Source organism: Pseudomonas sp. NY15463 (assembly GCF_048068415.1).
Taxonomy (GTDB): Bacteria; Pseudomonadota; Gammaproteobacteria; order Pseudomonadales; family Pseudomonadaceae; genus Aquipseudomonas; species Aquipseudomonas mosselii_C.
In genome coordinates, this window is sequence record NZ_JBLUQD010000010.1 from 109,885 (window position 1) to 134,596 (window position 24,712).

At 64.3% G+C, this 24,712-nt stretch carries 19 protein-coding genes; 9 read left to right on the forward strand and 10 right to left on the reverse strand.

Features of this window, described 5'->3' with window-relative positions:
* Window positions 1–21: 21 nt before the first annotated feature.
* A complete protein-coding gene (gene map / locus ACNFIC_RS22685) occupies window positions 22–801 on the reverse strand; it encodes a type I methionyl aminopeptidase (RefSeq protein WP_416782105.1) in 780 nt (259 codons plus the stop codon).
* On the reverse strand, window positions 798–1,001 hold the full coding sequence (locus ACNFIC_RS22690) for a ParD-like family protein (RefSeq protein ID WP_138219594.1): 204 nt from the start codon (window positions 999–1,001) through the stop codon (window positions 798–800). Before ACNFIC_RS22690 ends, map begins: the two co-directional genes overlap by 4 nt.
* 308 nt (window positions 1,002–1,309) lie before the next feature.
* Here ACNFIC_RS22690 and ACNFIC_RS22695 point away from each other — a divergent pair, with 308 nt between their 5' ends.
* The 3 genes from ACNFIC_RS22695 to nirD all read left to right on the forward strand — a co-directional run bounded on the left by ACNFIC_RS22695 (window position 1,310) and on the right by nirD (window position 8,556).
* On the forward strand, window positions 1,310–5,323 hold the full coding sequence (locus tag ACNFIC_RS22695) for a molybdopterin-dependent oxidoreductase (protein WP_416782106.1): 4,014 nt from the start codon (window positions 1,310–1,312) through the stop codon (window positions 5,321–5,323).
* A gap of 306 nt (window positions 5,324–5,629) precedes the next feature.
* Window positions 5,630–8,182, forward strand: coding sequence for a nitrite reductase large subunit NirB (gene nirB, locus ACNFIC_RS22700; RefSeq protein ID WP_416782107.1), 2,553 nt, complete (start codon window positions 5,630–5,632; stop codon window positions 8,180–8,182).
* Window positions 8,182–8,556: a nitrite reductase small subunit NirD gene (gene nirD / locus ACNFIC_RS22705; protein WP_138219591.1), complete on the forward strand. Its 375-nt coding sequence runs from the start codon at window positions 8,182–8,184 to the stop codon at window positions 8,554–8,556. The genes nirB and nirD overlap by 1 nt, the downstream gene beginning before the upstream one ends.
* On the opposite strand, the gene ACNFIC_RS22710 is transcribed toward nirD, so the two are convergent.
* From ACNFIC_RS22710 to ACNFIC_RS22740, 7 genes are all read right to left on the reverse strand, one after another.
* On the reverse strand, window positions 8,549–9,028 hold the full coding sequence (locus tag ACNFIC_RS22710) for a hypothetical protein (RefSeq protein WP_138219590.1): 480 nt from the start codon (window positions 9,026–9,028) through the stop codon (window positions 8,549–8,551). The genes nirD and ACNFIC_RS22710 overlap by 8 nt on opposite strands.
* 1 nt (window position 9,029) lies before the next feature.
* Window positions 9,030–13,646, reverse strand: a complete 4,617-nt coding sequence (locus ACNFIC_RS22715) for an RHS repeat-associated core domain-containing protein (protein ID WP_416782108.1) — start codon at window positions 13,644–13,646, stop codon at window positions 9,030–9,032.
* A 21-nt stretch (window positions 13,647–13,667) separates the two neighbouring features.
* Window positions 13,668–14,093 (reverse strand): DcrB-related protein, encoded by a 426-nt coding sequence (locus ACNFIC_RS22720; RefSeq protein ID WP_138219588.1) that lies wholly within the window; start codon window positions 14,091–14,093, stop codon window positions 13,668–13,670.
* Between the two features lie 119 nt (window positions 14,094–14,212).
* Window positions 14,213–15,163, reverse strand: a complete 951-nt coding sequence (locus ACNFIC_RS22725; RefSeq protein ID WP_138219587.1) for a 2-hydroxyacid dehydrogenase — start codon at window positions 15,161–15,163, stop codon at window positions 14,213–14,215.
* 49 nt (window positions 15,164–15,212) lie between these two features.
* Complete coding sequence (locus ACNFIC_RS22730) at window positions 15,213–15,977, reverse strand: SDR family oxidoreductase (RefSeq protein ID WP_138219586.1); 765 nt, start codon at window positions 15,975–15,977, stop codon at window positions 15,213–15,215.
* 14 nt (window positions 15,978–15,991) lie between these two features.
* Entirely contained in the window at window positions 15,992–16,684 is a 693-nt protein-coding gene (locus tag ACNFIC_RS22735) for a fumarylacetoacetate hydrolase family protein (RefSeq protein ID WP_138219585.1), read from the reverse strand.
* 139 nt (window positions 16,685–16,823) lie between these two features.
* On the reverse strand, window positions 16,824–18,167 hold the full coding sequence (locus ACNFIC_RS22740; protein WP_138219584.1) for an MFS transporter: 1,344 nt from the start codon (window positions 18,165–18,167) through the stop codon (window positions 16,824–16,826).
* A gap of 365 nt (window positions 18,168–18,532) precedes the next feature.
* On the opposite strand from ACNFIC_RS22740, the gene ACNFIC_RS22745 reads away from it, so the two are divergent.
* From ACNFIC_RS22745 to ACNFIC_RS22770, 6 genes are all read left to right on the forward strand, one after another.
* A complete protein-coding gene (locus tag ACNFIC_RS22745) occupies window positions 18,533–19,495 on the forward strand; it encodes a helix-turn-helix transcriptional regulator (RefSeq protein WP_138219583.1) in 963 nt (320 codons plus the stop codon).
* A gap of 10 nt (window positions 19,496–19,505) precedes the next feature.
* Window positions 19,506–20,438: a pca operon transcription factor PcaQ gene (gene pcaQ / locus ACNFIC_RS22750; protein WP_138219582.1), complete on the forward strand. Its 933-nt coding sequence runs from the start codon at window positions 19,506–19,508 to the stop codon at window positions 20,436–20,438.
* A gap of 197 nt (window positions 20,439–20,635) precedes the next feature.
* A complete protein-coding gene (locus ACNFIC_RS22755) occupies window positions 20,636–21,364 on the forward strand; it encodes an FKBP-type peptidyl-prolyl cis-trans isomerase (RefSeq protein ID WP_138219581.1) in 729 nt (242 codons plus the stop codon).
* A gap of 285 nt (window positions 21,365–21,649) precedes the next feature.
* The gene (locus ACNFIC_RS22760; protein WP_138219580.1) at window positions 21,650–22,090 is read left to right on the forward strand and encodes a YkvA family protein; all 441 of its coding nucleotides are present in this window, start codon (window positions 21,650–21,652) and stop codon (window positions 22,088–22,090) included.
* Window positions 22,091–22,181: 91 nt separating this feature from the next.
* A complete protein-coding gene (locus ACNFIC_RS22765; protein ID WP_138219579.1) occupies window positions 22,182–22,526 on the forward strand; it encodes a helix-turn-helix domain-containing protein in 345 nt (114 codons plus the stop codon).
* Window positions 22,523–22,891 carry a hypothetical protein gene (locus ACNFIC_RS22770; protein WP_138219578.1) on the forward strand — a complete coding sequence of 123 codons (369 nt, stop codon included), beginning with the start codon at window positions 22,523–22,525 and terminating at the stop codon, window positions 22,889–22,891. Before ACNFIC_RS22765 ends, ACNFIC_RS22770 begins: the two co-directional genes overlap by 4 nt.
* A gap of 12 nt (window positions 22,892–22,903) precedes the next feature.
* On the opposite strand, the gene ACNFIC_RS22775 is transcribed toward ACNFIC_RS22770, so the two are convergent.
* Window positions 22,904–24,658: a GGDEF domain-containing protein gene (locus ACNFIC_RS22775; RefSeq protein WP_416782111.1), complete on the reverse strand. Its 1,755-nt coding sequence runs from the start codon at window positions 24,656–24,658 to the stop codon at window positions 22,904–22,906.
* Between the last annotated feature and the right edge of the window lie 54 nt (window positions 24,659–24,712).

Here is a 24,712-nt window from a genome sequence, read left to right on the forward strand (position 1 = left end):
CATTGTAAAGCAAGGAAGCTGTCACCACAGCTGGCGCTCTTCCTGGCGCCGTGTCAGCACCTCATAGCCCTGCTCGGTGACCGCCACGGTATGCTCCCACTGCGCCGACAGGCTGCGATCACGGGTGATCACCGTCCAGCCATCGCGCAACCCCCGGGTGCCACGCCCGCCTTGGTTAATCATTGGCTCGATGGTGAACACCATCCCCGCTTGCAGCCGCAGCCCCATACCCGGATGGCCGTAGTGCAACACCTCGGGCGCCTCGTGCATCTGCTGCCCGATGCCATGCCCGCAGTATTCGCGTACCACGCTGTAGCCAGCGGCTTCGGCATGCACTTGGATCGCGTGGCCGATATCTCCCAGCGTGGCCCCCGGCCGCACCTGTGCGATGCCCTTGCACAAGGCTTCATAGGTGGTATCCACCAGTCGCCGGGCCTCGTCGCTGATGTGTCCGATGGCGTACATCTTCGATGAATCTGCAATGTAGCCGCCCTGTTCCAGGGTGATATCGACATTCACGATCGAACCCTCGCGCAGCACCTCGTCGGCCTTGGGCATGCCGTGGCAGACGACATGGTCCACCGAGGTGTTCAGGGCATATGGAAAGCCGTACTGGCCCTTGCTGGCCGGTCGAGCCTTGAGCTGATCGACGATGAACGCCTCGGCGCGGTCGTTGATCTGCAGGGTGGTCACGCCGGGGCGGATGAACCCATCCAGATGCTCGAACACCTGGGCCAGCAAGTGTCCGGCGTGGCGCATCAGGGCCAGTTGCGCAGCGTTCTTGAGTATCACCTGGCTCATTGCAGGTACGCCTTGAGGTTGGCCTGTTCCTGGCGCAGCAACTGACGTAGCAGTTCCTGGTAGGTGGCTTGCGGATGCAGTTCGGCCAGCATGCCGATGCGAATCCAGTGCTCTGCCTGGGCGTTGATCGAGCGCGACAGGGCGCTGCTGGCGATGCGCAGGTCTTCGTGGAGGTCGTCGCAGATCTTGACGATGCCCATGGTGCAATCCATCCGATGATATGAAACGTATGCGAAGCATATCTTCGTCATCCTCGTGCGTGCCACCCGTTGGTGCGCGGCTCACCGTCTCGGTGCATCGCAGCTCGCCGAACACCTTGCTATCACGGCGTTGCGCCCAGAGAGGTGGGCGACGCCGAACTGGCCCAGGTTTTGCTGGCACGACTGCATACAGGCCATCAACGTCGATGGCCGCTTCCTATCACGACGAAGGCGCCGTGTTGCCCCGCTTGCGCATGCAGGCAGGGTGGCCGGCGCCTTCGTCGTTTTTCATCTGCAGGAGATCGCCGATGAGCAACAGCCAGGTGCGCAGCGTTTGCCCGTATTGCGGGGTGGGGTGCGGCATCGTGATGAGCGTACGCGACGGCAAGGTGGTGAAGGTCAGCGGTGACAAGCAGCACCCGAGCAATCGTGGGCGGCTCTGCACCAAGGGCCTGACCGCCCACGTGCCACTGGACAGCGGGCGCATGGCGCAGGCCTTCGTGCGCCGCGAGCGCGAGCAACCGCCGGTGCGTTGTGCCGTGCAGGCGGCCATTGCCGAGTCGGCACATCGACTGCGGACGATCATCGACACCCATGGCCCCGATGCCGTGGCGCTGTACGTGTCCGGGCAGATGTCGTTGGAGGCGCAGTACTTGGCCAACAAACTGGCCAAGGGCTTTATCCGCACCCGCCACATCGAGTCCAACTCGCGCTTGTGCATGGCCAGTGCTGGCAGTGGCTACAAGCAGTCGTTGGGCGCCGATGGCCCGCCGGGCAGCTACCAGGATTTCGAGCGCGCCGAGGTGTTCCTGGTGATTGGTGCGAACATGGCTGATTGCCACCCGATCCTGTTCCTGCGTCTGCTCGATCGCCTCAAGGCGGGCGCCAAGCTGATCGTCGTCGACCCGCGGCGCAGCGCCACCGCCGACAAGGCCGACCTGTTCCTGCAACTGCGCCCCGGCTCGGACCTGGCGTTGCTCAATGGCCTGTTGCACCTGCTGCATGCCAACGGTCACACCGACCCTGGTTTCATCGCCCGGCACACCGAAGGCTGGGAAGACCTGCCGGCGTTCCTGGCCGACTACACCCCCGAGCGGGTCGCCGCCATCACTGGGTTGACGCCGGCCGCCATCCGCGAGGCCGCACGCCTGATTGGCGAGGCCGGGGAATGGATGAGCTGCTGGACCATGGGCCTGAACCAGAGTATCCACGGCACCTGGCACAGTAATGCGCTGTGCAACCTGCACCTGGCCACCGGGGCGATTTGCCGCCCAGGCAGCGGGCCGTTCTCGCTGACCGGTCAGCCCAACGCCATGGGCGGGCGTGAAATGGGCTACATGGGGGCGGGGTTGCCGGGCCAGCGTTCGGCGCAGGTGGCGGCTGATCGCGCCTTCGTCGAGCAACAGTGGCAATTGCCAGCCGGCAGCCTGCGCAGCGAAGCCGGCGAGGGCACCGTGGCGCTGTTCGAGCAGCTCAACAGCGGCGAGGTCAAAGCCTGCTGGATCATCTGCAGCAATCCGGTGGCTAGCGTTGCCAATCGCCAGCAGGTGATCGATGGCCTGCGCCAGGCACAACTGGTGATTTGCCAGGACGCCTTCCTTGATAGCGAGACCAACCGGTATGCCGATATCCTCCTGCCCGCCGCACTGTGGGCCGAAGGCGAGGGCGTGATGATCAACAGCGAGCGCAACCTGACCCTTATGCCACGGGCCGTCGATCCTCCCGGCGAGAGCCTGGAGGACTGGCGGATCATCGCTCAGATCGCCTGTGCCATGGGCTATGAGGCAGCGTTCGACTACCCCGACGCGCAAGCGGTGTTCGATGAGATCCGGCGCTTCTGGAACCCGGCCACGGGCTACGACCTGCGCGGCATCGACTATGCCGGCTTGCGCGAACAGCCACGCCAGTGGCCCTGCGCACCTGGGCGCGAGGATCAGCGCAGCCCGCTGCGCTACCACAACGACGGGGTTAGCCAGACATTGTGGCGTGACGCCGACGGCCACGTACCCGCCCTGGCGTTCCCTACCCAAAGCGGTAAGGCGCGGTTTTTCGCCCGGCCCTGGCTGGCGCCTGCGGAACTGCCAGACGAGGCGTTCCCCTTCGTGCTCAACACTGGCCGTGTGCAGCACCAGTGGCACACCCTGACCAAGACCGGCAAGGTGCCCAGCCTGAACAAGCTCGAACCGGGGCCCTTTGTCGAGATACACCCCGAAGACGCTAAACGCCTGGGGATCGTTGACAAGGATCAGGTGGCGATCCGTTCGCGCCGTGGCCAGGCCGTGCTGCCCGCTCGGCTCAGCGACCGCGTGCAGGCGGGTAACTGCTTCGCGCCGTTTCACTGGAACGACCTGTACGGCGAGCAGTTGGCGATCAATGCGCTGACCTGCGATGCGGTCGACCCGACGTCGCTGCAACCGGCCTTCAAGCATTGCGCGGTGGCCTTGGAGCGGGTTGCCGGCGAGCGTATCGAAACCCTTGAACTGCCCCCCGCCACGGAGCCTGCCGCTATGCCGACCTCCACCCTGTCCCGTTTGCTTGGCCTGGATACACTACCGGTACCGGTGCTGGCCGAAGAGGAGCGCCACTACCTGCAGGGCTTTCTACTCGGCTTGGGCCAGGCGCGTGCCGAGGGGGTGCCGAGCCTGCCGGCCAGCGCACCGCTGGCGCCGAGCCGACGACTGTTCGTCGATGGCCTGCTGGCTGGCCTGTTCGCACAGCCGAGCAGTACCACCCTGGCGGCCACGGCAACGCCTGTCCATCGCATCCTGTGGGCCTCCCAGACGGGCAACGGCCAAGCCTTGGCCGAGCGTTGCGCCGAACACCTGCGCGCCACTGGCTTGAACGTCGAACTCAGCAGCATGGAGGAGGTTGCGCCTGCGCAGTTGCAGGGAGCCGCCAGCGTGCTGTTGATCGCCAGTACGTTCGGCGATGGCGATGCCCCCGACAGTGGCGCGGCGTTCTGGCAAGCGTTGCAAGGCGAGCAGGGGAGTCACTGCGCGGCGTTGCCCTACGCCGTGCTGGCATTGGGGGATTCGAGCTACGACCAGTTCTGTGGTTTTGGGCGCAAGCTCGATCAGCGCCTTGACGCGCTGGGTGCCCGTCGTCTGCTGGAGCGGGTCGATTGTGAGCCTGACTTCGACGAGGCCTTCGCCGGCTGGCTGGAGAAGTTGTCGAAGCAGCTGGGCACCGCGCTACCTGCCGCCGATACGTCAGCGCCGGGTGCGGCTTTCAGCAAGCGCCAGCCGCTGCTGGCGCCGCTGGTGGAAAACCGCCTGCTCAATGGCCCCGGCTCCAACAAGGAAACCCGCCAGTTGGTGTTCGACCTTGGCGACAGTGGTTTTACCTACAGGCCCGGCGATGCCCTGGGGGTGTGGCCGCGCAACTGCCCGGCGCTGGTCGAAGAGCTGCTGGGGTTGATGGGCTTCGATGGTCACGTTGAAGTCGAACTCAAGGGGCACGCGCCGATGCCCCTGGCGACCGCGCTGGAGCGTCACCTGGACATTGCCCAGGTGAACATGGCGCAACTGGCATCCCTTAGCCAGGACCACGCCGAGCTGCGTCGGCTGCTGCAACCAGAGGCCAAGGCCGAACTCAAGGCCTGGCTGTGGGGGCGGCAACTGGCCGACGTACTGCACGCCTTTCCCCAACGATTACCGCTGGCCAGCTGGCTGACGTTGCTGCCGCCTCTGCAGCCACGGCTGTACTCCATCAGCTCCAGCCCCGCCGCCCACCCTGGCCAAGTGCACCTGACCATGTCCACCGTACGCCATGGCCAACGCAAGGGCGTGTGCTCGACGTTTCTCGCCGACCGCGCCGAGGGCAGCGCAGTGGCCATCTTCGCGCAGCCGTCGCGGCATTTCCAACTGCCTGAGGACGATGCCACGCCGATCATCATGATTGGCCCTGGCACCGGTATCGCGCCGTTTCGCGGCTTTCTCGAAGAACGCCAGGTGCGCGGGGCCAGCGGGCGCAATTGGCTGTTTTTCGGTGAGCAGCAGGCGGCGTGCGACTTTTACTACCGCGAGCAGTTGCAGGCCTGGGAAGCCACTGGGCACCTGCGCCTGAGTACGGCGTTCTCCCGCGATCAGGCCGAGAAGGTCTACGTGCAGCAGCGTTTGCTGGAGTACGGCGCCGAGCTGTGGCAGTGGTTGCAGGCGGGCGCCTATGTGTATGTGTGTGGCGACGCCCAGCGTATGGCCCGGGATGTCGATGCCGCGCTGCACCAACTGGTCGCCGAGCACGGGGCGTTGGATGCCGATGCGGCGGCGGCCTACGTGGAGGGGCTGCGCAGGAACATGCGCTATCGGCGCGACGTGTATTGAGTGCTCTGGATTGGTGAGACGTGCACCGAGGTTGTGCGTTTTGCCTTGAATGCACGTTGGCTTCTTCGCGGGTAACCCCGCTTCCACAGGTGCTGTGCAGGCCCTGCAGGAGCGGGTTACCCGCGAAGAAACCAACACCGATAGCGCTTTATGGGGCAATTGGCACACTCCCTGCTTCACCCCAGCTACAACAGCCCCATCGATCAACGGCGATCGCCCAGGGGCCTCACACTGATGAGTACAGGCAAAGGCGCCTGGAGCTTCGGCTCCAGGCGCCTTTTTGTTTTCCGTGATCGAGGATCGGCTATGAAGGCAACAGCGAACGGCACACCACGGGGGCGACTGGTCATCGTCGGCAACGGCATGGTCGGTCACCACTTCGTCGAACAACTGGTGGCACGAGGCGCCCTGGGGCGCTTCGAGCTGCATGTATTCGGTGAGGAGCGCCAGCGCGCCTACGACCGTGTGCACCTGTCCGAGTACTTCACTGGCAGCTGCGCTGAAACCCTGGCCCTGTGCGAACAAGGGTTCTATGGCGATAACGGTGTGCACCTGCACTTGGGCGAGGCGGTGATGCAGATCGACCGCGAACGCCGCGAGGTGGTCACCGAGCAAGGCCGCTATGCCTACGACCAATTGGTGCTGGCCACCGGCTCCTACCCGTTCGTGCCTCCGATCGAAGGTTCGGCCGGCGACGCCCGCCTGGTCTACCGCACCCTCGACGATCTCGATGCCATTCGTGCCGCCGCTGGCAGTGCGCGCCGCGGCGTAGTGGTGGGCGGTGGCCTGCTGGGACTGGAAGCGGCCAACGCGCTGAAGTCGCTGGGGCTCGAAGCCCATGTGGTGGAGTTCGCCCCGCGCTTGATGCCGGTGCAGTTGGATGCCGAAGGCGGCGCTGCGCTCAAGGCGCAGATCGAAGCGCTGGGCGTGGGGGTGCACCTGTCCCGCGCCACCCAGTCGATCAGTACGGGCTCAGACTACCGCTACCGTATGAACTTCGACGGCGGTGAATACCTGGAAACTGACCTAGTGGTGTTTTCCGCCGGCATCCGCCCGCAAGATGCCCTGGGCCGCGCCTGCGGTCTGGAAATCGCCGCGCGTGGCGGGGTGGTGATCGACAACCATTGCACCACCAGCGACCCGCAGATCTTCGCCATCGGTGAGTGCGCATCGTGGAACGGTAGCGTATTTGGCCTGGTCGCCCCCGGCTACGCCATGGCCCGCAACCTCGCCGGGCTGCTGGTGGGCGAGGCGCCTGTGGCCTTCACCGGTGCGGACATGTCGACCAAGCTCAAGCTGCTCGGCGTGGATGTAGGCTCGATTGGCGATGCGCACGCTGCCACGCCGGGCGCGCGCAGTTACCGCTTCATCGACGAAGCCAGCGCCGGCTACCGCCGTCTGGTGGTGGATGCCAGCGGCAAGCATGTGCTCGGCGCGGTGTTGGTGGGCGATAACAGCTACTACGACACCCTGCTGCAATACGCCCAGAACGGCATCAAGCTGCCCGCCGACCCGGCTGCGCTGATCTTGCCACAAGGCACCGGCGCGCCAGCGCTGGGCGCCGATGCGTTGCCCGACAGCGCGACCATCTGCTCGTGTCACAACGTCAGCAAGGGCGCGGTGTGTGCGGCCATCGACGGCGGCTGTGGCGATCTGGCCTCGGTCAAGGCCTGCACCAAGGCTGCCAGTGGGTGCGGCGGTTGTGCGGCGCTGCTCAAGCAGGTGGTCGAACATGAGCTGAGCGCGCGCGGCGTGAGCGTGGACAAGAGCCTGTGCGAGCACTTCGCCTATACCCGCCAGGAACTCTATGCGCTGGTGCGGGTGGAGGGCATCCGCACCTTCTCCGAGTTGCTCCAGCGCCACGGCAAGGGCCATGTAGGCTGCGACATCTGCAAGCCTGCGGTGGGCAACATTCTTGCCTCGTGCTGGAACCAGCCGATCATGGACCCGGCATTGGTGCCGTTGCAGGACACCAACGACACGTTCATGGCCAACATGCAGAAAAACGGCACCTACTCGGTGGTGCCACGCATTCCCGGCGGTGAAATCACCCCCGAGAAGCTGATCGTGATCGGCCAAGTGGCGAAGAAGTACGACCTTTACACCAAGATCACCGGTGGCCAGCGTATCGACCTGTTCGGCGCCCAACTGCACGAGTTGCCATTGATCTGGGGTGAGTTGATCGCTGCTGGCTTCGAGACTGGGCACGCCTATGGCAAGTCGACGCGCACGGTGAAATCCTGCGTGGGCAGTACCTGGTGCCGCTATGGCGTACAAGACAGCGTGGCCATGGCCCTGCGCCTGGAGGACCGCTACAAGGGCCTGCGCTCGCCGCACAAGCTCAAGTTCGCGGTATCCGGCTGCACCCGCGAGTGCGCCGAGGCGCAGAGCAAGGACATTGGCGTGATCGCCACCGACAAGGGCTGGAACCTCTACGTGTGCGGCAACGGCGGCATGCGCCCACGCCATGCCGAGCTGTTCGCCACCGACCTGGACGATGAAACCCTGGTGCGCCTGATCGACCGCGTGCTGATGTTCTACATCCGCACCGCCGACAAGCTGCAACGTACCTCGGTGTGGCGCGAGAATCTCGAAGGCGGGTTGGATTACCTCAAACAGGTGGTGATCGACGATAGCCTGGGCCTGGCCGCAGAGCTGGAGGCGCAGATGCAGCACGTGGTCGAGCAGTACGAATGCGAATGGGCCAATGCCTTGAGCGACCCGGAAAAACTCAAGCGCTTCCGCACCTTCGTCAACGACCAGCGCGCCGATCCCGATGTGCATTTCGTCCGCGAGCGCGGCCAGCGCCGGCCTGCGGTACCGCTGCACCTGATCCCAACCCATGAGGAGGCTGTGTGATGAACCAGTCCAATGCGCGTGTAGTGAAACAAACTGCCTGGCAAACCGTGTGTCAGGTCAGCGACCTGGTGGCCGATTCTGGCGTGGTGGTGTGGCATGACGGGCAGCAGGTGGCGTTGTTCTATCTTCCGGGGCAGGGGCCCGAGCTGTACGCGGTGGGCAACCGCGATCCGCGTTCGGGCGCGAATGTCATCGGGCGCGGTCTGGTGGGTAACCTGCAAGGCGAGCCGGTCGTCGCAGCGCCGTTGTACAAGCAGCACTTTTGCCTGCACAGCGGGCGTTGCCTGGAGGATGCGCAGCAGGCCTTGCCAGTATGGGCGGTACGCATCAGCGAGGGGCGCGTGGAGATCGGTTCCGGGGCGTGGTCTAGATGACGATCAGCTTGCCGGGCGCATGACCGACTGGCCAGTGCCCGGCCAGGTACAGTTCGATGACCTGGCGCCAGTGCTCACCCAGGTTGAAATACTGTTCGGTGGCGTACTGGCGAAACGCGTAAGCGGCGCCGCCTCGCGCCGCTTCGCTGAAGTCGTGGGGGCGGCAGATGAACGGCGCCTTGTCGACTTTGCGCGTGGCGGCCATCACCGCCTTGTTCAGCGCCATGCGTTGTTCGCTGAGTGCTTTTGGCGTGTCCTGGCGCGGATACCACGGATCGTCCTCGCCGAGTGAAGTGGGCAGCCAGTTACTCGCCTGATACAACCCCTGAAAGTCTTGGTCGCAGGGCGAGATGAAGACTGCTTCGACCGAGGCGATGAAAATCAGCCCAGGATCGTTGATATCCGGGTTGCCCAGTTTGCTGAAGAAGCTTGCCTGCTCGATCTGTGCAAGGGTTTTTTCCAGGTCGATCATGCTAGAGCCTCAAGTCGGTAATGGTTTTAGGGGGCAACGCCTTGCGGCCCTGCTGAATGGTGGTCCGGAGCACCCCGCCGGCGGCATGCGGGCCAGGGATGCCGGGTAACGAGTGGTTGGGTAGGGTGCCGTGAGTCGGCATCAGGTTCCACCACTTGTTGGCGCCGCCGCTTTCCAGCGGGATGACATGGTGCGCCGTGGCGCCGTCCGGCCAAGACCGGTTGGTATTGGTTTCCCACTGTTTGATCAGCGCTTTTTCGGTTTTTACGAATTCCTTGCGCACCACGCGGTTCTGCGTCGCGTTGCGGCGCTGCACCACGGGCAGGTTGCCGCGCAGGATCTGTGCTTGCCGCGCGGTGATCTCGCCACCTGGCGATGCTACTTTGTTGGCGTCGTGGATGATACGGTCGAGCAGCGAACACTCCGACAGGCCCAGCGGGTCGATCCATGACAGTGGATTGGGGGCGTAGGCGTAGAGGTTGAGGCTGCCTTCCAGGCCCAGCGGGTCCGGTTGGGTAAACCGACCGATATCGGGGTCGTAATACCGGAACGTGTTGTAGTGCAGGCCCGTCTCGCGGTCAAGGTACTGTCCCTGCATGCGCAGGTTCTGTTGACGGTTCTGCCCAGGGCAGTGCCACTCCTCGCGGCTCTTGCCCCATAGCAGGTAGTCACTGTGCCAGACAGTGTCGCCGTTCTCGTCGGTTAGCTGCTCCGGCAGGCCGGCGAGGTTGGTGTGGAAGAAGTGCAGCACTTCTTGTCCGGGCATGCCGTCGATTCGCGCCAGTGGCTCGTGGCGTTCTGGCTCGGCGTAGACATACAGGCTTGGTTTGCCGTCCTGGACTTCCTGCAGTAATCGCAGGCCCTGCCAGAGGAACTGCGTGCGACTGACGGGCTGAGGATGGCCATTGCGATACAAGCATTTGCTGATACGTCGCCCGAGCGGGTCATAGCTGAATTCGACCCGCTCATGCAGGCTGCCGCGCTGTTGCAGCACGCGTACCAGACGGTGCTCGGCGTCGTACTCGAAGCGTTGCAGCAGGCCGTTGGCGCTGCGCTTTTCGGCCAGTCGCCCAAAGCCGTCGTAGCGGTAGCGGTTGTTCTGGTGGACGGTGACCTGGTTGTGCCGCGCGTGGCCCTTGGGCTGGTAGCCTTCGAGCAGGTTGCCGGCACGGTCATACCCATAAAGCTCGACGATCGGCGCGTTTCGTTGCGGCGACATGCGTGTCACGGCATGCACGCGCGGCGTTGCTCCATAGTCGTACGTCACCACGTCTTGATGACTGCTATTGCCGCGCCCTGCCTGATGGAAGCGTCCGAGCACCTGTTCGAGCACAGCCGGGTGCTGGCTGCCGGGGCGCAGGGTTTGGGTGTGGGTTTCGTTCAGTAGATTGTCGCCAGCGTCGTAGCGATAGTCTTTTTGCAGCAACGCCAAGCTGGCGTTCGAGGCGTCGCTGTAATGAATGGCCTTCTGGCTCAGGCGACCGCAGCGGTCATAGCGGGTACGGGTTTGCAGTCGGCCCTGGGTTCGCAGCACCTCCTCGTGCAGGCTGTCGCGCTCGAAGTCGCAGATGACTCGCCCATCGAGGTTGATCTGGTGCAGATGGCCGCTGCCGTAGCGAAGCAGGTTGACCTGACGCTGGTCGGGCAAGGTCATACGCTGCAGGTTACCCAGCTCATCGTAGGCATACGCCAGCTTTCCGGCAGCGCTGGTTTCACTCAGCAGGCGTGCGTTCAGGTCGTAGCTATACGACAGTTGCTGGGCATTACCCGAGGTGTCGGTATAGGTCACCGCGAGAAGGTTGTCGGCGTTGTCGTAGCAGAACTCGGTGGTGCCGTCTGCGGTGTGCTTGCGTAGCAAGCGGCCTACGGCGTCATGCTCAAGCTGATGAATCTGTGCTGCGGTATCGTGCGCTTGTCCCGGGGCGGGATGCAGCACAACGCGGGTGATCGTACCGCGCGCGTCGTAGTCATAGGTGTGGCCGCTGCCATCGAGGTTCTGCTGGCTTATCGCGCGGTCCAGCGCATCCCACTCAAAGCGATAGCACTCGTTGTTTTCGTTGCTCAGTTCCAGCAGGCGACCATAAGCGTCGTAGTGCAGATCGATAGTCTGGCCCATCGGGTCGATACGCTGGCGCAGGCGCCCACTGGCGTCGAAGTTCCATTGGGTGATGCGCTCGGCGGGGTCGCGGTGACGAATCAACTGCCCACCGGCATTGACTTCGAAGTGATCGCTGCGTCCGTCTGGCCTCTGGCTTTCGATCAGGTAGCCCCGTACATCGTAGCGGTGGCGCGTGCGCTCGCCGCGTGGATTGATCGCCTCGGCCAGTTCGCCACGCTCGGTGTAGCGGTAGTGCGTGGTGTTGCCTGAGCAGTCTTGGTAGCTGAGCAGTTGGCCGCGGTCATTCCACTTCAGTTGGCGTTCGTGACCGTGGGCATCGGTGATGGCCAGCAATTGTCCACGCGAGTCGTAGCGGTACTGGGTGTTCGCCCCCAGCGGATCGGTTTCGCAGAGGACGTTGCCGTGGCTGTCGTAGCGCATGCGCCAGGTTGCGCCATCAGGCGAGCTGATACTCAGGGGGAGCGCCCAGTGTTCGCCGTAGTGGATGCTTTCGAGGCGTCCAAGTGGGTCTTTGCTACCGATCAGGCGGCCGATAGCGTCATAGGTGTAAGACCATTGGCTGCCGTCGGGCTCGATGCTGGCGATCAATTGCCCCTGCTGGAAGGTTTCCTGCCACTCATTGCCCAAGGCATCGACGTATCGGTACAACGTGTAGTGCAGGTCCCACTGGAATGACTCTCTCCGGCCCAGGCTGTCGCTGATGTGGGTCAGCCCCAGGGCCAGGTCGTATTCGAAGTCGTAGCGCTCGCCGCTCTCGCTGGTGTGGCGGATCACGCGCCACTGGTGCATTGGCTGCTCTTCGAGCAAGGGGGGGAAATCATTCGGCAGCGACAGACCTGAGGCGATACCGTCAGGCGGCACGCTGAAACGGGCCCACTCGTAGTGGTGAACCGCACCGTTGGCCAGGGCCTGGCTGGCCATGTATCCCGCTTCGGTGTAAGTGAACCGACGCACGCACTGTCCGCTGGCATCGTGTACCTGGGCAAGCTGCCCGTCGCCGGTGTAGCCATAGCTGACCAGCAATTGCTGGCTGGCGACCTCGAACCTGTCGCCCGGACGCAGGTCCAGTCGCCATACCGCCTGGACACGCTGGGTGTGCAGGCTATCGTGGTCGAGCCGCACGGCTGTGCGGCCAAAGGTGTCCACCAGGTAATGCAATCGCCCGTGGTCGTCGTACAGCAGCTCGACGCGGTTCAGGTTGCGATCGCCCAACTGCACCAGTCGCGAGCGGTTTTCGTCGAGCGGATCGGTCTTGAAGACTTGGTACTGTCCGCTGTAGATGTCCTCGACTACGGTGATGCCGTGGTCCTGGTGGAAGATGGCCACGCCATCCAACGTACTGATCAGCGCGTTTCCAGGCTCGATGCGGCCCAGTTCGATGCGGCAGCCATCTTCGTCGACAAGAATCCACAGCTTGCCGCCCTCTGGGTGGGCTATCCGTTCGATGCGTGTTTCATAGGGCAGGCTCCAGCCCATCCCCAGCAGGCCGTCGGTGCGCTCATCAGTACTGTCGTAACGGCGCGGCCAGTCGAGCGGAATCAGGCCGGGCAGGCTGAAATCCAGATCTTCAGAACCGTTGAGCAATTTGCTGCCGGTGGCCACCAGCACAGGATGCCCTTTGCACGGCGGAATGCGGGTCTTGGGCCTGGGCGCGTTACGTGGGCGTGAACGGCTCTTGATACGCCGCGACAGCAGCATCCCTGCCACGATCCCGATGATTTTCGCCGCCGCGCTCTTACCGTCATGGATGTCGCGCACGGTCACCGTACCGCCACCAATGCGCACGTTGGGCGAGAAGGTCATGCCGATCGGCCCGTCGCAGGTGCTCTTGTCGCCGACCCGCGCTGCTGGGTGGCCGTTGATGAACACCTTGTCCGAACCCTGCGCGACGAAGTTGGGCGTTGGGTGCTTGCTGCACTTGACCGTGTCCAGTTCGGCGGGCTGGGTGCCGGGGTCTGCCGGGGTAGTCACCGGCGGGTTGAAGATGCTGTTGATCTCTTGTGCCAGGCCGATGATCGGCAACATCATCGATGCGCCCAGCATCGCGTAGCTGCCGATGTTCTCCAGGATCGAGGGCGCTTCGGCGGGGACCTCCGGCGCGCTGGCGCCTGTGACGATGCCGGCTGCGCGTGCGGCGGGCAGGCCGTTGATATGGGTGTTGACCGAGCCTGTCTCGATGGCTCCGTAAGGCTCCGGCGGGAACATCGAATTGCCGACCCAGTTGCTGAAGTCCGAGATCTGCTCGCCAATGCTCTTGTCTTCGCCACCGGGCAGCATGGCGGCGGCGCCCACCAGTGCGCCGGCAATCAGCGGCGTCAGCACCGTCGCGGCGCCCCCGGTGCCGACCACGGCCACCACGGCACCGCCGATGGCTGCCGCGACTGCCGCAGTGGCGGCGGCATACACCACCGCTTCGGTCAGGGTGCTGACCAGTTCGGCCATCAGCGGTGGGTGCAGGATCAGGTCGCCCAGGCGGGCGGCGTGCAGGCTATCGTCCATGAGCCGTCTCGGATATCGGGGTTAGTTCAGTCGCAGGCCGGCCTTGATGGCTTCCCAGTGGGCGAGGTCGGCCGCTTGCAGGGGCGTCTGCTTGGTGTAGCTGAGGGCCACGAAGCGGTTTTGCCCGTTTAGGACGTAGACCAGTTGGCGCTGATACGACAGCACCTCGCCGCGCTTGAAGTGCAAGCTGGTTTCCAGCCCTTGGATGTCTCGGGCAACGCCAGCGATTGCTGCTTGCGGCTCGCTGATGGTGGCGCCGAGGCGTTCGCGCAACTGGGTCAGTTGCTGCTGATAGAAGTCTTGCAGTGTCTGCCCCAGCGGCAGCGGGCTGCGGGCGATCACCAGGCTGGTGCCACGCTCGCGGAAGGCGAGCATGTTCATGCTGGTGTCTTCGGGCGTTTCATCGCCCAGTTCCAGGGTCAGGTCCTGGGTAAGGTAGGCGGCCATGGCGCTGCTCCTTGCGTCGAAGCGGCACACGCTAAAGCTTCGATGCGCAGGCTGCAAGCGCCAGGCGATGCGGCTGTGACAGGTTTGGCCGAATCGCCCGTGCTGGCATTTTGCCTAGGTCACAGCACCAGCCCTTGCGGCGTGCGCCCGGCGAACACGTCCACCAGGCTTGCCACGACCATTTCGCCCATGCGCGTGCGGGTCTGCACGGTGGCGCTGGCACGGTGCGGTTGCAGCACCACGTCTTCGCGTTCGAACAACGCCTCGGGGGCGCGCGGCTCGTCGGCGAATACATCCAGCGCGGCGCCGGCGATTTCACCGGCTTGTAGAGCAGCGAGCAGCGCCGGCTCGTCGACCAGTTTGCCGCGGGCGATGTTGATCAGGTAACCCTCGCTGCCGAGTGCTTTGAGGACGTCACGGGTGATCAACGCCTCACCCTTGTCGGCTGCTGCGGCGAGTATGAGTGCGTCGCTGTTGCGGGCCAGTTGCGCAAGGTCCGCTTCGAAGGTGTAGGGCACGTCCTGCGCCTGCAAGTCGGTGTAGGCGATCGGGCAGCCGAAGGCGGCGGCTCTCTGGGCCACCGCGCGGCCAACCCGGCCCATGCCGACGATACCCACGCGCATGCCCGACACCTGGCGTGCCAGCGGCAGTGGTGCCAGCGGGGTGGGGCTGGTTGCCCAGTGGCCGGCGCGCACGAAGCGGTCGCCGGTGCAGATACCACGGCAGACGCTGATCAGCAAACCGATGGCCAGGTCGGCCACGTCTTCGGTCAGTGCACCGAGGGTGGCGGTGACTTGGATGCCTCGGTCGCGGGCATAGGCCAGGTCAACCGCATCGGTGCCCACACCGTTCACCGCGACCACTTCGAGCCTGGGCAGGCGAGCCATCAGCGCCTGGCTGATGCCGGTATGGCCGCCGGTGATGACGCCACGGATGCTGGCGCCGTGGGCATCGAGGTAGGCCTCTTTGTCGGCTTGCTCGTAATAGCGGTGCACGCTGAACAGGCTTTCCAGGCGCTCGCGGATTTGCGGGATGAGGATCGGGCTCAGTTGCAGGATTTCGGGCTTCATGGGGTACTCCGGTGCAATCGATGGGGGCAAGGTGCAAGCGGGGCGGGGCTCAGCCACGCCCAACGAACGGCATGTTGCTGGCCATCACGGTCATGTTGAGGACGTTGGCATCCAGCGGCAGCGCCGCGATGTAGCGCACCGCGTCGGCCACGTGGCGCACGTCGAGCATCGGCTCGGGGGCGATATCGCCGTTGGCCTGGCGCACACCACGGGTCATGCGCTCGGACAGCTCGGTCAGGGCGTTGCCGATATCCACCTGGCTGCAGACGATGTTGTAGGGGCGACCATCCAGCGCCAGGGCCTTGGTCAGGCCGAGTACCGCGTGCTTGCTGGCGGTGTACGGGCCGGTGAACGGGCGCGGTGTGTGCGCCGAGATCGAACCGTTGTTGATGATTCGCCCTCCTTGTGGTTGCTGGCGACGCATCAGGCCAAAGGCGGCACGGGCACACAGGAACACACCGTCGATGTTGGTAGCGACCACGTTGCGCCAGTTCTCCAGCGCCAGCTCGTCGATGGGCACTGCGGGGGCGTTGATGCCGGCGTTGTTGAAGATCAGGTCCAGGCGCCCGTGCACCTGCTCGATGGCCGCGAATAGCGCGGCTACGCTGTGTTCGTCACGTACGTCGGTGGGCACCGCCATAGCCTCGCGGCCTGCGGCACGGGCTTGCTCGGCCAGGGCCTGCAACGGCTCTGCGCGACGGCCTGCCAGCACTAGGCTGAAACCGTCCTCGAGCAGGGCCAGTGCCACTGCGCGGCCGATGCCGCTGCCGGCGCCGGTCACCAGTGCAACTTTCTTGTTGTGTGCTTGCGACATGTTCGACTCCAGCTTCAGGCGGCTTGGGAAGTAGGGCGCGGGCCTACCCGCAGGGTCAGTTCAGCGATGCCGTCGATACCGGCATGGATCACATCGCCGGGCTCCAGCGGCGCGACGCCGGGCGGGCTGCCGGTCATGATCAGGTCGCCCGGACGCAGCGGTAGCAGGTGCGAGAGGCGGGCGATCACTTCGGCCAGTGGCCAGGTCTGCTGCGACAGGTGTGCGCGCTGGCGCTCCTGGCCGTTGACCTTGAGCCATAGCTCGGCGTCCAGCGGCCAGGCGGCCTGGGTGATGGCGGTCATCGGTGCGGCGGCCTCGAACACCTTGGCGCCCTCCCATGGCAGGCCGTGCTGCTTGGCTTGGCGTTGACGGTCGCGGCGGGTCAGGTCCAGGCCTGCGGCATAGCCGAACACGTGCTCCAGGGCGTTGGCGGCGTCGAGGTTGGCGCCTCCGGTGCCAATGGCCACCACCAGTTCGATCTCGTGGCAGAACTCCTCGGTGGCCGGGGCGTAAGGCAGCTCGCCTGAGGCTTCGACCACGTTGCAGGCGGGCTTCATGAAGAACACCGGCTCGCTCGGCGCCGGGTCGCTGGCGTTTGGCCAGGGGTAGTTGCGGCCCAGGCAGAATACCCGGCCGACGGGAAAGCGCTTGTCGCTGCCTTGGATCGGCAGGCTGACGATGGCCGGAGGGCTGAACAGGTACGTCATGGGGGGATCCTCTGGTTGCGAGTGGCCAGCGTAATCAGCGCTGGCCGCAGGAAGTTGGACGAAAGCGGGGGGCGTTTGGATAAATCCGGGTTCTGTAATGGCAGTGCTGGCCCACAGCGAATGGGCCACAGCTGCACTGTCATGCAGCGGTCTTCAACTCGATCCGATACAACTTGCCCAGCAGCAGCGAGTACGACAGCGTGCCCATCAGCGCCACGCCGCCGATGAACCAGAACGCCATGGCGAACGAGCCGCTGGCATGCACGATGGCACCGATCACGATTGGCGTGACGATCCCGCCAATGTTGGCTGCCAGGCTGGTGATGCCGCCGGTGAGTCCGATCAGTTCCTTGGGCGCGACCTCCGAGACCGCGGCCCACGACGAAGAGGCGATGCCCTGGGCGAAGAAGGCCAGGGTGAGCACGGCGATGCACAACACGTTGGAGTCGGTGAAGTTCACCAGCACGATCGACATGCCCAGCATCGAGCCCACCACCAGCGGTAGCTTGCGCGCGAACGACAGCGAGTAACCCTTGCGGATCAGCAGGTCCGAGACGATGCCTGCGAGCAGGATGCCCACCGTCGCGCCAATGAACGGCAGCACCGCGAAGATCCCGACCTTGATCAGGGTGAGCTGGCGCTCTTCGATCAGGTAGGTGGGGAACCAGGTGAGGAAAAAGTACAGCGCCGAGGTGCTGGCGAACTTGCCCAGGCAGATCGCCCAGACCTGGCGGTAGCGGAACAGCTCGGCCACTTGGCGCCAGTCGAAGCGGGTGCGCTGCTGGCTGCTCTTGACCAGGCCGCCGCCCTGTTCGATGTAGGCCAGCTCTTCTTTACTGACCTTCTTGCAAGTGAGCGGGTCGCGGTACAGGAACAGCCACACCACGCCGAACAGGATGCCAACGATACCGGTGCTGTAGAACACGTGTCGCCAGTCGTAGGTGGTCGCCAGCCACAGCAGGGCGCCGGTGAACAGTGCGGTCCCCAGATACTGGCCGCACACGTACACGCTGCTGGCCATGCCGCGTTCGCGGGCTGGGAACCATACCGTGACCGCGCGGCTGTTGGCCGGGAAGGCAGGGGCCTCCATGGCGCCGACCGCCAGGCGCAGGCCGAACAGCGAGGCGAAGCCTGTGGCCAGGCCTTGGGCCACGGTAACCGCCGACCAGCTGATCAGCGACACGCCGTAGGTCAGGCGCGAGCCGAAGCGGTCGGCGATGAAGCCAGCGGGGACCAGGGCCAGGGCGTAGGTCCAGGCGAAGGCGGAGAAAATCAGGCCCATCTGCACCTTGTCCAGGCCGAGATCCTTGGCCATGAACGGTGCGGCGATGGAGATGTTGACCCGGTCGACGTAGTTGATGATGGTCGCCACCAGCAGCAGGGCGAGCATGAACCAGCGGCGTCGGGTGGGCAGGCGTTGCGTGGGCGCAGCGTCCAGCGCGAACGGTGCAGGCGCGGTACGGGAAGTGGGCGTGCTCGACATTGAGTCGACCTCGTTTGTTGTTTTTGGAGAGGTTGGGCTGCAGTCCTATTCCAGGGTGGTCGTACAACTTGTTTGGATCAATGGGGTTTTTAGACCGTTTTTTCCGCTGAAGGCCGGGTGTTGGGGGATTGTCCAAGAAACTCGCTGGGCAGGGTTTAACCAGTATTTTTTATTTAAATTGTTGATTTGTATGTTTTTTATCAATTCATGCGAGAGGCGTTTTTTGAATTGGCCGGTCGTGCAATGAGTTTGGACGTCGTACAACTTATTGCGATCATTCGGGGCTGGCGGCAGAATCGCAGAGTGCGCCGGCCCCCGGCGTGCCCTGCGAGCAGGTCCACAGACACAAGCACACAGGAGCCCCCATGCCGCCCAAGCGCCAAGTGCCCACCTACGTCATGCAGGAGCGCTGCGAGCTGATGGATTTCCACATCCGCGACGCGCGCGGTCGGCCGGCGGAAACCGCACCGCATCGCCATGCGTACTTCCAGATCCAGATCAACCTCGGCGGTGACACCGTGCAGCACATCGGTGCAGCCCAACGCCCGTTCACGCGGCATACGCTGGCGTTCATCCTGCCGCATCGGGTGCATGTGATCCCGCATCCGCCCGAGAGCGATTTCGTGGTGATCAACTTCTCCCAGACCTTCTTGCTGCCGCACCTTGATTGCGACCCCATGGACCTGGAAGACGTGTCGATCCTGCTGGCGCCGGAGCTGTCGCCATTTCGCTTCCAGGAGCACCTGGACTTCCACCTTGACCCGACACAGTTCAGCCAAGTGCTGGCCTTGATCGAGCAAATGCGTGAACTGGACGCTAACCGGGGCTTCGGCAGCCGGGAGATGCTCAAGGGCTTGCTGTTGCAACTGATCGGCAGGGTGTGCAGCCTGTACGCCGAGCCGCTACGTCAGTTGGCCGAGAGCAATGCCGCCGAGCACAGCCGCCGTGCGGCGCTGGGGCGCATGAGCGATTACCTGCGCCGGCACATCGACGACCCTGACCTGAACCTGCCCAAGGTGGCGGCGGCCACGTATCTTGCGCCCAGCTACCTGACCCACTGGTTGCGCAAGGAGGTGGGCAAGACCTTCAGCGAACTGGTGCTGGAGCGGCGTATGCACGCCGCGCGCAACTACCTGCTCAACGGCAGCCGGCCGGTGGGCGAGGTGGCGCGCTTGTGCGGGTTCGCCGACGAGGCTTATTTCAGCCGCCGTTTCCGGCAGATCCACGGCCTGCCGCCGGGGCAGTTCCGCCGCCAGCAGCGCGACCCGGACACGCCCCAGGCGATTACCCTCGATAGCGACGCTTGCAGGGTTGGCGTGCACGGATAAACTGCCGGGCATGAACCTCGATACCCGCATCAAGTTCCGCCATCTGCTGTGCTTCCTGGAGATTGCCCGGCAGGGCAGCCTGGCCAGGGCCGCCGATGTGCTCGCCATCAGCCAGCCGGCGATTTCCAAGACCCTCAAGGAGCTTGAAGGTTTGCTGGAAACCCGGCTGTTCGAACGCACCCGCCAGGGTGTCGAGCTGACCCCGGCGGGCACCCGTTTCATGCGATACGCCGGGCCCAGCGTACAGGCCCTGCGCGATGGCGTAGGCAGCGTGCGCGGCGCGGCGCGAGCACCATCGCAGGTGCGTATCGGCGTGCTCTCGACCGTCGAGGGGTTGTTGATGCCCGAGGTGTTGTGCCGGCTGCACCAGCGCCATGAGGGCCTGGTGATCAGTGTGGTGACCGGCGTGAGTGCGCAGTTGCTGGGACAGTTGCACCTCGGTGAGCTGGAGCTGGTGGTTGGGCGCATGACCGACAGCCCGCAAATCCAGGGGCTGTCGTTCGAGCACCTGTATAGCGAGTCGATGGCGTTGGTAGTGCGACCTGGGCATCCGTTGCTGGCACGGTCTCCGGTGGATCGCTCGCAAGTCGGGCGCTACCCGCTGGTGCTCCCGCCGCTGGGCACGACCATTCGCCAGCATGCCGACAGTCTGTTCGTGCAGGGCGGGATGCAGATGCCCGCGCAGCGCCTGGAAACTCTGTCGCTGGCTTTGAGCCGGCGCTATCTGTTGGGCAGCGATGGGGTCTGGGTGGCGCCTCGCGATGCGGTGCTGATTGACCTGGGGCGCGGTGAGCTGGCGGAACTCGACCTTGGCGTGCGTGAGCCGGGCGGGTCGGTGGGGATCTGCCGCAATGCCGCGTTGGCGCAAAGCCTGCCGGCGCAGTGGGTGTGCGAGGTGCTGCGCGAGGTGGCGCAGTTGTATCGGGCGGGGGATTATCCCTGACAGATCGTGAGCCAAGCCAATGTCGGAAAAACCGTCAATACTGGCCAGTGGCTGCACCCCCTTCGATGAACAACCTTTCACCCAGGAACTTCCAGCCCATAACCCGCTCTTATGCCGGTAGCCATTGGTCCCGACCGCCTGCTAAGCTCGCGGCTTTACCCTGATTTGCCCTTATGGCGCATGAACAAGGAATCAGCATGAAACACACTCGTCTGGCGGCAGCGGTTGCCTTGGTAAGTCTGGTACTGGCGGGCTGCGACGCCCAGACCAGCAGCGTCGAACTCAAGACGCCGGCACAGAAAGCCTCCTACGGTATCGGCCTGAACATGGGCAAGAGCCTGGCTCAGGAAGGCATGGACGACCTGGACTCGAAAGCCGTCGCCCAAGGTATCGAGGACGCGGTAGGCAAGAAAGAACAGCGCATCAAGGACGAAGAGCTGGTCGAAGCCTTCACTGCCCTGCAGAAGCGCGCCGAAGAACGCCTGGCCAAGGCCAGCGAAGAAGCCGCCGCTGCTGGCAAGAAATTCCTCGAAGAGAACGCCAAGAAGCCTGGCGTGGTCACCACCGCTTCGGGCCTGCAGTACGAAGTGGTCAAGAAGGCCGACGGCCCACAGCCGAAAGCCACCGATGTGGTCACCGTCCACTACGAAGGCAAGCTGATCGATGGCAAGGTCTTCGACAGCTCCGTCGAGCGCGGCAGCCCGATCGACCTGCCCGTCAGCGGCGTGATCCCTGGTTGGGTCGAAGGCCTGCAACTGATGCATGTCGGCGAGAAGTACAAGCTGTACATCCCGGCAGAGCTGGCCTACGGCGCCCAGAGCCCGAGCCCGCTGATCCCCGCCAACTCGGTGCTGGTGTTCGACCTGGAACTGCTGGCCATCAAGGATCCTGCCAAGCAGGACGCCGAGCCAACCCCGGCCGAGTAAGGCACGCGCTGTCATCCACGACGCCCCGTTTCGACGGGGCGTCGTCGTTTTGTGCATCACTTGACGCGAACCGCGCGCGTCATTCACTGTCGCACACAGTAGACCTGATGCAGCGCCAAGACCTTTGCCGTCGCAAAACGTTTGCGGCACTGAAACGTCTGTGTAAAAAACGCCCGATCCGTGCCTGGCCCTTGTCGGGCGGGCGCCAAACGGCGCAAAGCCGGTCCTGTTCACAAGGTTATCCACAATATTTGTGGATAACCTGCCTGCTCCTCTGGAGGTTTCATGAGCGCACCCTGGAATTTCGCCCGCTTCCTGCCCCTGGCCGAACGCCTGCTCAGCCGCGGGCGCTTGCCAGCATTGCTGTTCGCGGTGGCTCGCAAGGGGCCTAAGCTTGGCCAACTGCGCGAGGACGTACGTCTGCTCCAGGCGCTGTGCCTGGCCTGGTGGCGCGGTGAGTACCGTGCGGTAAGCCCCAAAGCCCTGGTGACCATCGTCGCGGGCCTGCTGTATTTCGTCAGCCCCCTGGATGCGATCCCGGACTGGTTGCTGGGCGTGGGTTTTCTCGACGATATCGCCGTGCTGGGCTGGGTGCTGAAGACCGTCGGCGACGAACTGGCCCGTTTCAAGGCGTGGCGCGCCAGTCAGGCGCCGGAGAAGCTACGGGTGGTAGAGCGTCTGCCGGATACCCCCGAAGCCTTGCGCCTGGAGCGCCAAGGGCAGTGATTCCCGGCGAACCCCTGAGGTTGCTAATATAATTGGCATAAGTGTTATGCCGACGGATTACATGCCGTAATCCAATGTTAAGGGGGTTGTAATGGGTATTCAGGTCATAAGCCGGGACGGTCAGCCCGAGTACGCAGTGGTTCCCTGGGCGCAATACCAGGCCTTGCTCGCTGCCGCTGGCCAGGCGCCGGCCCAGGCATCGGCCGAAGCCGTTACCTCGCCAGTCGAAGAGGCCCCTGCGAGCCTCTCCAGCCTCGCCGACCTGGCGGCATTGCGCCAGGCCAAGGGTATGGATGCGCAGCTGCTGGCGCGCAATGTGGGCATCAGCCCGGCGTATCTGGCGATGATCGAATCCGGTGAGCGACGCCCCGATGCGGCGATCCTGCGCGCGCTGGCTTGGCACTTGGGTGTGGCCGGCTGGAGCGAGCCGTCATGAGCCAGGTCAGGATCAGCCGCCAGCAGTGGGAAAGCCTGCTGACCGAGCTTGACCTGGCCCGCCGTCAACGTCACCTGCTCACTTATCGTGCGCTGCTCGAACGCCTGCAATTGCCCAGTCCCGCCATGCAGACGTTGACCGCCGCATTGGAGTACCTGGCCTTGCTCGATGCCCGTGCCGAGCAGCCGCTGCGCAGTTCGCTGGTGATCAGCCAAGGTGCCAGTCGCTTGCCGCGCACCGGTTTTTTCGAGTGTGTCGAGCGCCTGGGGCGCTTCTCGGGGCCTGTGGATGGCATGGAGGCTGCGTCCTGGCATGCTTCGGAGGTGGTGCGGGTGTTCGAGTACCGGTATCCAGAGCAGGCCTGATCGCAGGCTTTGTCAGGCCGGCAGGCGGGTATCGATCAGGCTCAGGCTGGAGCCTGGTGTTTCCTTGGCTTGGCGCTTGGCCTGCGAGGCGAGGTCGGCCAATTGCCCGGCATCCAGGTGTTCTGCACTGCCTGGCTCCAGCCAGACCACCCCGATCGACAGTGACAGCAGGGCAAAGGTCTCGCGCTGGCCCAAGCGGTTGTGGGCGATGAAGCAGCCGGCCGCGATGTGTTCGGCCCGATAGAAGCGCAGGCATTCGCGGGCAAAGGCCTGGACCAAGGTGTGCAAGCGCTCGCGCCAGTCCGTGGAGCCCAACACCAGCATGAAGTCATCCCCGCCGATATGCCCGACGAAATCACGCCTGGGATCGACGCATTCGTGCAGGCACTGCGCCAGGCACAGCAGCACTTCATCGCCGCGGGCGTAGCCGTAGATATCGTTGAAAGGTTTGAAGCTGTCGATGTCCACGTAACACACCGCTGCTGCCTGGCGCTGCTCCAGCAGGCGTGCCAGGCACTGCTGGATCGGCACGTTGCCCGGCAGCAAGGTCAGCGGGTTGGCGTGCCGGGCCTGCTGCAGCTTCTGTTCGGTGATCAGTTTCAGCACGTCGATCACCCGGCCCAAGCCCAGGTAGCGTCCGCCTTGGGTGATGATGAAATCTTCCTCGATACGCTGCCGGGCGCGGCTGGTGAGCAGGCGGCTGACCTGTTGCAGCGATTGTCCGCGCTCCACCGCCAGGAAGTCCTCGCTCATCAGCCGGCTGATCGGCTTGCGTGCGTACAGGTCGGTGCCGAATGGCTGCAACAGGGCATCGGCCAGCGAATGCCGGTGGACGATGCCACAGGGCTTGCCATCACTGTCCAGCACTGCCAGGGAGTTGAGGTTGGCTTGGCGGCGGAAGGCGTCGAGCACCTGCTGGGTGGCGGTGTCCGAGGGCACCGCTGGTTGCTGGATCAGCAGTGCGCTCAAGTCACAGCTGTCTTCGCTCAGTGCCAGTGCCTGATTGGTCTGCGACGGCAGCAGGGGCGGGGTGTGCGGCGGGAACTCCTGGGGGCGACCGAGCAGGTAGCCTTGCACCAGGTCGATGCCCATTTCGCTGAGCACGGCCAACTCTTCGGCCAGTTCGATGCCCTCGGCGATCACCTGGGCGCGTGAGGCACGGGCGATCTGCAGGATGGAGCCGACGAACTCACGCTTGAGCGGATCTTGGTGGATACCATCGATGAAGTGGCGGTCGATTTTCACGTAGTCCGGGCGCAGCTCCGACCACAGGCGCAGGCTCGAATAACCTGCGCCAAGGTCATCCAGGGCAATCGAGAAACCCATGTCACGGTAGTGGTGCAGGGCGTTGAACAGCAGTTGAAAGTCTTCGGTAGGTGTCTGTTCGGTCAGTTCGATGACCACTTGGCTGGGCGACAAGCCGAACTGTTCGAGCATCTTCAACGTACGACCGGAAGGGTGGTGCGGTTCCAGGAGCGACTCAGGCGACACATTCAGGAATAACTTGCCCGCCAGGCCCTGCTCGCTGAAACGCTGGCAGGCCGTGGCCCGGCACAGCACTTCCAGCTCACTCAGGCGTTCGGCCTGGCGCGCCACGGCGAACAGCGTCAGCGGTGAGTGCAGTGGGCTATTGGAGGGGCCGCGGCTCAGGGCTTCATAGCCGAGGATGCGCCGCTCGCTCAGGCAAACGATGGGCTGGAACAGGCTGTGGACGCTACGTTGAGCCAGGATGGCGCTCAAAGCGCTGAGCTGTTCGGTGACGGTCATGGACGGCTTTCCTGAATGAAAAAGGGCCAGACACAGGCATGTCCGACCCTTTTA

Coding starts and splice junctions, on each gene's coding strand:
- ACNFIC_RS22755 (WP_138219581.1), top strand. CDS start 20,636: ATGAAACACACTCGTCTGGCGGCAGCGGTTGCCTTGGTAAGTCTGGTA.
- map (WP_416782105.1), bottom strand. CDS start 801: ATGAGCCAGGTGATACTCAAGAACGCTGCGCAACTGGCCCTGATGCGC.
- pcaQ (WP_138219582.1), top strand. CDS start 19,506: ATGAACCTCGATACCCGCATCAAGTTCCGCCATCTGCTGTGCTTCCTG.
- ACNFIC_RS22765 (WP_138219579.1), top strand. CDS start 22,182: ATGGGTATTCAGGTCATAAGCCGGGACGGTCAGCCCGAGTACGCAGTG.
- ACNFIC_RS22725 (WP_138219587.1), bottom strand. CDS start 15,163: ATGAAGCCCGAAATCCTGCAACTGAGCCCGATCCTCATCCCGCAAATC.
- ACNFIC_RS22710 (WP_138219590.1), bottom strand. CDS start 9,028: ATGATCGACCTGGAAAAAACCCTTGCACAGATCGAGCAGGCAAGCTTC.
- ACNFIC_RS22735 (WP_138219585.1), bottom strand. CDS start 16,684: ATGACGTACCTGTTCAGCCCTCCGGCCATCGTCAGCCTGCCGATCCAA.
- ACNFIC_RS22740 (WP_138219584.1), bottom strand. CDS start 18,167: ATGTCGAGCACGCCCACTTCCCGTACCGCGCCTGCACCGTTCGCGCTG.
- nirD (WP_138219591.1), top strand. CDS start 8,182: ATGAACCAGTCCAATGCGCGTGTAGTGAAACAAACTGCCTGGCAAACC.
- ACNFIC_RS22760 (WP_138219580.1), top strand. CDS start 21,650: ATGAGCGCACCCTGGAATTTCGCCCGCTTCCTGCCCCTGGCCGAACGC.
- ACNFIC_RS22745 (WP_138219583.1), top strand. CDS start 18,533: ATGCCGCCCAAGCGCCAAGTGCCCACCTACGTCATGCAGGAGCGCTGC.
- ACNFIC_RS22730 (WP_138219586.1), bottom strand. CDS start 15,977: ATGTCGCAAGCACACAACAAGAAAGTTGCACTGGTGACCGGCGCCGGC.
- ACNFIC_RS22715 (WP_416782108.1), bottom strand. CDS start 13,646: ATGGACGATAGCCTGCACGCCGCCCGCCTGGGCGACCTGATCCTGCAC.
- ACNFIC_RS22690 (WP_138219594.1), bottom strand. CDS start 1,001: ATGGGCATCGTCAAGATCTGCGACGACCTCCACGAAGACCTGCGCATC.
- ACNFIC_RS22695 (WP_416782106.1), top strand. CDS start 1,310: ATGAGCAACAGCCAGGTGCGCAGCGTTTGCCCGTATTGCGGGGTGGGG.
- ACNFIC_RS22775 (WP_416782111.1), bottom strand. CDS start 24,658: ATGACCGTCACCGAACAGCTCAGCGCTTTGAGCGCCATCCTGGCTCAA.
- nirB (WP_416782107.1), top strand. CDS start 5,630: ATGAAGGCAACAGCGAACGGCACACCACGGGGGCGACTGGTCATCGTC.
- ACNFIC_RS22770 (WP_138219578.1), top strand. CDS start 22,523: ATGAGCCAGGTCAGGATCAGCCGCCAGCAGTGGGAAAGCCTGCTGACC.
- ACNFIC_RS22720 (WP_138219588.1), bottom strand. CDS start 14,093: ATGGCCGCCTACCTTACCCAGGACCTGACCCTGGAACTGGGCGATGAA.